The following is a 6664-nucleotide window of genomic DNA, read 5'->3' on the forward strand; positions in this document are numbered from 1 at the left end:
TGCGGATACAGCCACACAGGCTTGCCCACCAGCTCGGCCGGCTCCCACTCGAACCGCGGCCAGACGTGGGCATGCAAGAACGGATCCGTGTTACCGAGGATCTCCAGGTTCACCCGGCGAAAATCGGGATCCAGCCGCCGACAGGCATGCTCAACCGCCTCTCCGAGCTGGTCCATATCGGACAGAAACGCCAGTCGCTTGGTCTTCGGCAGGTCAGACAGCCGTTGAACACCGGGTTCGTCCACGAGGAAGGCCGAGTAACCCGGCAAGAACTGAACGTCCCCGATCACCGCGAATCCCGACTCAAGCCGCCGCAACACGGTCGGGTTCTCCCCCCGCAGGGCAGCCCCGATCCGGTCCATCCGCCAGTCATCAGTCATGGCCAGAACCTACCCGCAGGTGATCAAGCCCCGCTCCTCGCTCCCCAGCTTCCCCACACACATCAAGGAACAACCAAGTGAGGTGAGGATCGACCCCGGCCGTTTTCAGGAATCGCCATCACTGGGGCGCGCTGGTTTAAGTCACCCATTTCGGCTCCTCCACGCGGACCACTGACAGAGGATGGCCAGTCAGCCCACCCACAAGGAAGAGTGACGGATAACAACGAACCAGACGAGGGCGAGATCCTGCCTCAATCACGCGGCTTGCGTGAACGAGGACTCCGCGGTCTGTCGACGACGGTGGTTCTTGGTGAGGCGGCGGGTCATGAGCGTGATGGCCGCCCAGGTGATCAGGGTCTCGGAGTGTTGGACGAGCCGTTCGTAGTCTCTCGCGTGCCGACGGGCGTACATCATCCACGCCAGACTCCGCTCCACCACCCACCTGCGGGGCAGTACGACGAAGCCGGAGGTGTCCTTGGGGCGGCTGACGGTCTTGAGGGTGAGGTTGAGGTGGCGTTTCGCCCAGTCGACGAGTTTTCCGGCGTAGGCGGAGTCGGCCCAGACGATGGTGATCTCGGCACGTCGACGTCAACGCCACTGACCGCGATCAGGACGCCGAGCTCGAACGCCTCCTAAAGCTCGGGGCGCGCCGGCCAGACCGGCGAGGAGCAGTGGCACGTGCTTGCCGACTCCGAGGGCAACGAGTTTTGCCTGCTCAAGGCACGCCTCAGCCCGCTCTGACGGCTCTGTGGGGCCTGTCCGGCGAGACCCCGCCGGACAGGCCCTCGCCGCTGGTTACGCCAGGACGGTCTCGCGGGCAGCGAACGTCATACGGGCGTTCTCGAAGGTGGAGTGCATCCGGGCCACTTGGCCCTTGGTGAACATGAACATCGCCGCGTCGTCGGTGTAGTCCATGTAGTTCTGGAACATGTCTCCGTTCGGCCCGTTGTTGCACGTCACGTGCGGGAAGGACGGGCTCCCGAAGTTGGGCCCTTCCTGGTTGGGGGTGTCCGCGACGAAGTCGTCACCGGCGCACCCCCGCTTGTCGCCCCAGATGTGGCGCAGGTTGAGCCAGTGCCCGACCTCGTGCGTTGCCGTGCGGCCTCCGTGGAACGGTGCGGTGGCGGTCCCGTTGGTTCCGAAGGCCTTGTACGTGATGACGACGCCGTCCGTGGCGGCCGGCCCGCCCGGGAACTGGGCGTAGCCAAGCAGACTCCTCTCCAACTGGCAGACCCAGAGATTGAGGTAGGTGTTGGCGGGCCAGGCGTCCTGGCCCCCAGACTGCGTGAACTTGACCTGGTTGCCCTTCCTCTTCTCAGGGTCGGTGGCCTCCGGGTCGGGAGGTGCGAAGCTGGTCCGCGAGGTCCTGGTGCGCGTGATGCCGGTCGTGGTCCGGCCGATCGGATCAGTGGTGGCGAGGTGGAAGCGGATGCGGGCATCCTCGGCGAGGCCCTGCCAGGCCGTCGACACCTTGCTGATGTCCAGGTTCTTCTTCCCGAAGTCGCGGGTGAGTACATCGATCTGGCTGCGGATCTGCGCGTCACTGATGTTCTGCTCATCGGTGTGGTGCACGACGTGCACGACGACGGGGATGTCGATCACTTCTTCTCTCGCCATTCTCCGCTCGCCGCTCTCATAGACGGACGCGGCCTCCTCGATCAGCCTCCGGTTGTCGGCGTAGTCGGGCTTGGTGTCGAGGAGGTGCTGGTGGGCGGCCATCGTGCCGCACCAGTCGGTTTGGTCGGAGAAAGCGCTGCGGAAGGATTCATCGGACATGGCTGTGCCTCCTGCCAGTGCCGGGATGCCGCTCGTGCGTGCGAGCGCCGAAGCGAGAACCTCGCGCGGGAGAGAAACCTCGCGGGGATGAAAAGCGCGCGGGCCCGGCGGTCTGCCGCGTGGGCCGTCTGTGCCGTGTGGGGGACCCTGCCGCCACTCCTCCATTTGAGGGTAGGCATATACGGGCAAAGACGGCAAATTGCATATGCGACAGTGAGGTGGTCAAGCGATGAACGAACTTCCCCGCAGCCTCTTCCAGAGGTGGTGGCACTCCTTCGAGGAGGACACCGAAGGCGTTACGGTCTACCGGCCCGACACCTACGACTTCCCTCTCGCGCACGGTCGCGGCGGGCTGGAGTTCCGGACGGACGGTACGTTCATCGACTACCTCATGGGCCCGGCGGACGCCCCGGAACCGGTGCCCGGCCGATGGCGGCTGCTGGAGGGCCGCCGACTGGCCGTCCCCTTCCCCGGGGGTGACGAGCCGGACCGCGAGCTGGAGGTCCTGCGCTGCGACGAGCACGTGCTGGAGCTCCGCCGGGCGGTGTCCTGAGCCGCCGCCGGGCATGGGTCTTCGGCTGCCGATGCCCTTGGTGGAGAGCAGCGGCCTGGCTACGGAAGGATGATCAACCCTTCCCTCGTCGACATCCCGTGACCGTGGGCCGCTCGGCCGCGGTGTGCGCGCCCTGGTCCTGGCCTTCTCCACCACTCTCCACCAGCTGGAGGCGTCATGCCGGGGCAATGGGTTCAGGCTGGGGCGAGAGCGTCCATCCGCCGCACTACCTCGTCCGGGAGTTCGATCCCATCGATCTCAACACGGAACTCATGTCGCCTATTCGAGTCGTTTCCTTGGGCGCGTCGGGTCCCCATACGGGGTCGAGGCGGCGGACCAGGTGTCCTTTGTCCAGCGGGTTGTCCTGGTAGATGAGGTGGCCGGCCTGCTGGGCCTCGGGCAGGCGGGGGTCGAAGCGCCACTCGTCCTCGCGCGGCACGTCGATGAGGCGGGCACCGTCGATCATGACGGCGGTTGCCGCGGCCAACCGCCGGTCCGGGCGGAAGACCACGGCGAAGTTGGCGTACGGGAGGATCACCGTTTCGATACCCGAATCGGCAGGCACGGGCAGCGGGACAGCCGGTCCCAGGAAGCGGTCGTCGTAGCCCTTGCGGTTCGCCAGGGATTCGCGGCTCGCGCTCTCCGTGTTCGGCTGAGGGTCGGGGTGAGTGGCCATGTCGTTGTCGTACCGCACCGACCTGGCCCACACGCTGGCCCGACATGCGGCCTCACCCGGATGCTCGAGAGCAGACTCGAAACTCCCAGGGCGGACCACCTAGCCCGCGGCGGCGAGGTGGGTGTCCACGGCGGCGACGCACCGTCGACGCCCTGGCAGAGGCCCACGACTACCGGGATGAGGCGCGGTTCCGGGACGTGGCCCCGAAGGGTGATGTCCCCGTCACGGACCTCGACCGTGACGGTGCCCTCGTCCAGGCCGAGGATGCGCCCGAGGACGTCCTGCTCGACCTCGTCGCGGATCTCGAGGTCGGAGCGGATGAAGGCGTCGAGGAGATCGCTGCGGCTGACGATGCCGGTGAGGAGCCCGTCGTCGCCGACCACCGGCAGCTGCTTGACGTGCCGCCTGCGGAGTTCCCGCGCGACCCGGGGGATCGTCCAGTCGGCGCGGGCGGTGAAGACGGGGCTGCTCATGAGCGCGCCCGCGGCCTGGGCCCGGGCCTTGCCCCAGGCACGCTCGTCGTTCCCGTCCTGCCCCTGCGGATCGGGCCTGCCGGTCTCGTGCCGCAGCACGTCGGACGCGGACACCATGCCGAGGGGGGCGCCGTTGTCGTCGACGACCGGGGCCGCGGCGATGTCGTCGCTCTCGCGTGTGTCGGCGACGGATGTCGCGGAGCGGAGGGTCGCGACGTTGACGCTCATCGTGTCCATCAGGTCCCCCTGGTCTCTGGATCGTCAAAGCCCAGTCCCGCCTGCCCGGGGCTTGTGCCCGGCCTGCGGCCCGTTAACTCATTGCTCGAGGTCGATTACCTCATCACCGATCGCGGGGAAATCTATGTCGGCCGGAGTAGACATTGAGCGATGGCGTAGTTATGGTTTCTCTCGTAGCCGAGATCAACGAGGCCTGGCAGAGACGAACTGCCGGCCAGCAGTACCCGCAGTTGCAGTTCGCAGGACGGTGCGGTGGTGGAGTTCCGAAGCCAGAGTCAGTGCAAAACGGCGACGGGACTGGCGACCGGACCGGGTGGCCCGCAGTGATCAGGGGCTGCCGTGAGCAGTACCGCAGTTCGGTACATGCAGTTCGCAGTACCCAGCAGTGAAGTCAGTGAGCAGCACCTCGGTGAAGGCGTCGGCTGCGGACGCGCGCACCGGGAAGTTCGGCAGTGGGGTGCTAAGCCAGAGCAGACGCAGGACGGGCGACGGGGCTGGCTGCCGAAGAGTGGCGCTACCGCAGGCCACAGAGCAGTTCGCATCACCAGCAGTAGGTAAGTGATTGATCCCAGAGGGAAGAAACGGAGGAGCCAAGCGCCATCAGGATCGCCCGGGCGGAAGTCTTGAGCCCGGGTACCGCAGGACATCGATAGTGAGGTGGTCTCCGGTCAAGCAACCGCGATCCCCGCACCCCCGACAGCATCTTGGTCGGGTCTGCGGAAACAGGAAGCCGGCGCAGTACCAGGGCCGGCAGATGGTGTAGCAGTTCCTTCGGGGCCCTGGTGCCAATGGCACCAGGGCCCCTCCACGCGTTCCACAGAGAGGTGCAATGACAGCAGACGACTCCTACAGCCGTCTCGACGACGACGACTACCCCGCCTACACGATGGGCCGGGCCGCTGAAATGCTCGGCACCACCCAGGGCTTCCTCCGCGCCATCGGCGAAGCCCGCCTGATCACCCCGCTCCGCTCCGAGGGCGGACACCGCCGCTACTCCCGCTACCAGCTGCGCATCGCCGCCCGCGCCCGGGAACTCGTCGACCAAGGCACCCCCATCGAGGCCGCCTGCCGCATCATCATCCTCGAAGACCAACTCGAAGAAGCCCAGCGCATCAACGCCGAACACCGCCGCACCGCCGGAACGGCAAACCCCCCAACCGCGGCCTGAGACGGCTGAGACCTGCAACTCCTCCAGGAGCTCGCGGCTGCCGCCCCACGCATGCTGCCCGGGACGCACAGCGTTCCGGGCAACTTCGTCTTCTACGGTCCTGGGGGTCGAGAGTGACCCACGCACGGTGCGTCACTTTCATGGGTCGTCGGAGAAGTGCACGGCCGGGACCGGCGCCCGGCGAGCGCGATATCGTGGACCGCCTGATGTCTGCTCGTTTCCATGATCTGGCAGGAGCGCCCCGCGTGCCCGAGGACCCCATCGCCCACGGCGAACTCGCCGCGCTGACCAGGCGTTTCGAAGAGGTCGCGGAGAAGAACGACCGCGAGTTCGGGATCATAACGAGCGACCTGACCGCGGTGCGTCTCCAGATCGGGAACCTCGACCAGAAGGCCGGGAACCTTGACCACAAGGTCGACCAGCTGAAAGGCGACATCGAAGAGCTCGGCCAGAAGATGGACCGGAACCAGGCGCAGATCGTTGAGCTGCTCACGGGACGTACGGAGCCGCGGATCGTCGAGGCCCCGGCGAGCACGACACGGAGCGAGGCAGCATGAGCGAGGCAGTAGCCGACGGACACAACCCGCTGATCCCGCAGCCCAAGGCGACCGCGGAAGAGCTGCGTGCCGCGCTGGTGCGGATCGCGCCGAGCCAGGTGGCCGCATTCGACGCCGACCGGACGAAGGCGATGGCGGCCGCTCGTGAGCATGTGGACGCGGCGCCGATGCGGCGGTTCCTGCGGCAATGGGCGTTGACCGTGGCGATCGAGCGCCACCCCGCCCGCGCAGCACGCCTGCGCGAGCTGGAGGCACGCGCCGCGCAAGTGGAGGACCTGACAGAGGCCCGCGCCATCGCCTCCGAGGTGTCCGCCATCCAGACCGACGCGGCGGACGAAGCGGGTATCGACCGGCGGGCTGGCGGGTGACCGTCGAGAGCGGATGGCGGTGGGAGTACGAGCCCAACTTCGAACACGTGGCGAAGGGACTGCCCGACCGCGTCGTCGCTGAAGTGGAAAGGCTCGCCGGACAGCTCATCGACCTGGCCGAGATGGGGATCGACGTCACGGACATCGGAGAAGGCCCGCGCCCAGGGGTCGCCGGCGGCGTACGGCGCCTTCCCCTCCTCGAGGACGGTTTCATGCTGGCGCTGCCGCTGCCCCGCTTACAGCTGATCGCCATCACGTACATCTGCCCGCCGTTCGCGGACCTGTAGACCCTCTCCAAGCGCCGTAACTCATCGGCCCGGCCCAACGAGATGAAAGGGGCCGCGCCCGCCAGACAGTGGCGGACGCTTGTCAGGGCCACCCATCGGGCGCCCCTGTCGGGCTCGAAAAGTCATCGCTACTGGTCAAGCGGCGTAGTGGTACTCGTTGATGGGGCCGCCGAGGACGCGTGTGCGCAG

Annotated in this window: 8 protein-coding genes and 3 pseudogenes; 6 read left to right on the plus strand and 5 right to left on the minus strand. The window is 67.2% G+C overall.

Annotation, left to right across the window (positions count from 1 at the left end):
- Positions 1-380 (minus strand): HIT family protein (locus tag EEJ42_RS04310; protein WP_123098676.1); only part of this gene is annotated, 380 nt, incomplete at its 3' end.
- Between the two features lie 273 nt (positions 381-653).
- A pseudogene (locus EEJ42_RS04315) lies at positions 654-956 on the minus strand (transposase); the annotation flags it as partial.
- A 2-nt stretch (positions 957-958) separates the two neighbouring features.
- Here EEJ42_RS04315 and EEJ42_RS04320 point away from each other — a divergent pair.
- A pseudogene (locus tag EEJ42_RS04320) lies at positions 959-1121 on the plus strand (VOC family protein); the annotation flags it as partial.
- 54 nt (positions 1122-1175) lie between these two features.
- Here EEJ42_RS04320 and EEJ42_RS04325 read toward each other — a convergent pair.
- Positions 1176-2156, minus strand: coding sequence for a zinc metalloprotease (locus EEJ42_RS04325; RefSeq protein ID WP_123098677.1), 981 nt, complete (start codon positions 2154-2156; stop codon positions 1176-1178).
- Positions 2157-2385: 229 nt separating this feature from the next.
- Between EEJ42_RS04325 and EEJ42_RS04330 the strand changes: the two genes are divergently transcribed.
- Positions 2386-2709, plus strand: a complete 324-nt coding sequence (locus tag EEJ42_RS04330; RefSeq protein ID WP_123098678.1) for a hypothetical protein — start codon at positions 2386-2388, stop codon at positions 2707-2709.
- A 226-nt stretch (positions 2710-2935) separates the two neighbouring features.
- On the opposite strand, the gene EEJ42_RS04335 is transcribed toward EEJ42_RS04330, so the two are convergent.
- The gene (locus EEJ42_RS04335) at positions 2936-3385 is read right to left on the minus strand and encodes a DNA/RNA non-specific endonuclease (RefSeq protein ID WP_123098683.1); all 450 of its coding nucleotides are present in this window, start codon (positions 3383-3385) and stop codon (positions 2936-2938) included.
- A gap of 197 nt (positions 3386-3582) precedes the next feature.
- A pseudogene (locus EEJ42_RS04340) lies at positions 3583-4095 on the minus strand (CBS domain-containing protein); the annotation flags it as partial.
- 829 nt (positions 4096-4924) lie between these two features.
- On the opposite strand from EEJ42_RS04340, the gene EEJ42_RS04345 reads away from it, so the two are divergent.
- The 4 genes from EEJ42_RS04345 (at position 4925) to EEJ42_RS04360 (ending at position 6475) form a co-directional block, all read left to right on the plus strand.
- Positions 4925-5263 (plus strand): MerR family transcriptional regulator, encoded by a 339-nt coding sequence (locus tag EEJ42_RS04345; RefSeq protein WP_123098679.1) that lies wholly within the window; start codon positions 4925-4927, stop codon positions 5261-5263.
- A gap of 245 nt (positions 5264-5508) precedes the next feature.
- Positions 5509-5820 (plus strand): hypothetical protein, encoded by a 312-nt coding sequence (locus EEJ42_RS04350; RefSeq protein WP_123098680.1) that lies wholly within the window; start codon positions 5509-5511, stop codon positions 5818-5820.
- A complete protein-coding gene (locus EEJ42_RS04355) occupies positions 5817-6188 on the plus strand; it encodes a DUF6247 family protein (RefSeq protein WP_123098681.1) in 372 nt (123 codons plus the stop codon). Before EEJ42_RS04350 ends, EEJ42_RS04355 begins: the two co-directional genes overlap by 4 nt.
- Positions 6185-6475, plus strand: a complete 291-nt coding sequence (locus tag EEJ42_RS04360) for a hypothetical protein (RefSeq protein WP_123098682.1) — start codon at positions 6185-6187, stop codon at positions 6473-6475. The genes EEJ42_RS04355 and EEJ42_RS04360 overlap by 4 nt, the downstream gene beginning before the upstream one ends.
- Positions 6476-6664 lie beyond the last annotated feature (189 nt).

Source organism: Streptomyces botrytidirepellens (assembly GCF_003721215.1).
Classification (GTDB): domain Bacteria; phylum Actinomycetota; class Actinomycetes; order Streptomycetales; family Streptomycetaceae; genus Streptomyces; species Streptomyces himastatinicus.

Coding starts and splice junctions, on each gene's coding strand:
- EEJ42_RS04330 (WP_123098678.1), top strand. CDS start 2,386: ATGAACGAACTTCCCCGCAGCCTCTTCCAGAGGTGGTGGCACTCCTTC.
- EEJ42_RS04355 (WP_123098681.1), top strand. CDS start 5,817: ATGAGCGAGGCAGTAGCCGACGGACACAACCCGCTGATCCCGCAGCCC.
- EEJ42_RS04325 (WP_123098677.1), bottom strand. CDS start 2,156: ATGTCCGATGAATCCTTCCGCAGCGCTTTCTCCGACCAAACCGACTGG.
- EEJ42_RS04345 (WP_123098679.1), top strand. CDS start 4,925: ATGACAGCAGACGACTCCTACAGCCGTCTCGACGACGACGACTACCCC.
- EEJ42_RS04335 (WP_123098683.1), bottom strand. CDS start 3,385: ATGGCCACTCACCCCGACCCTCAGCCGAACACGGAGAGCGCGAGCCGC.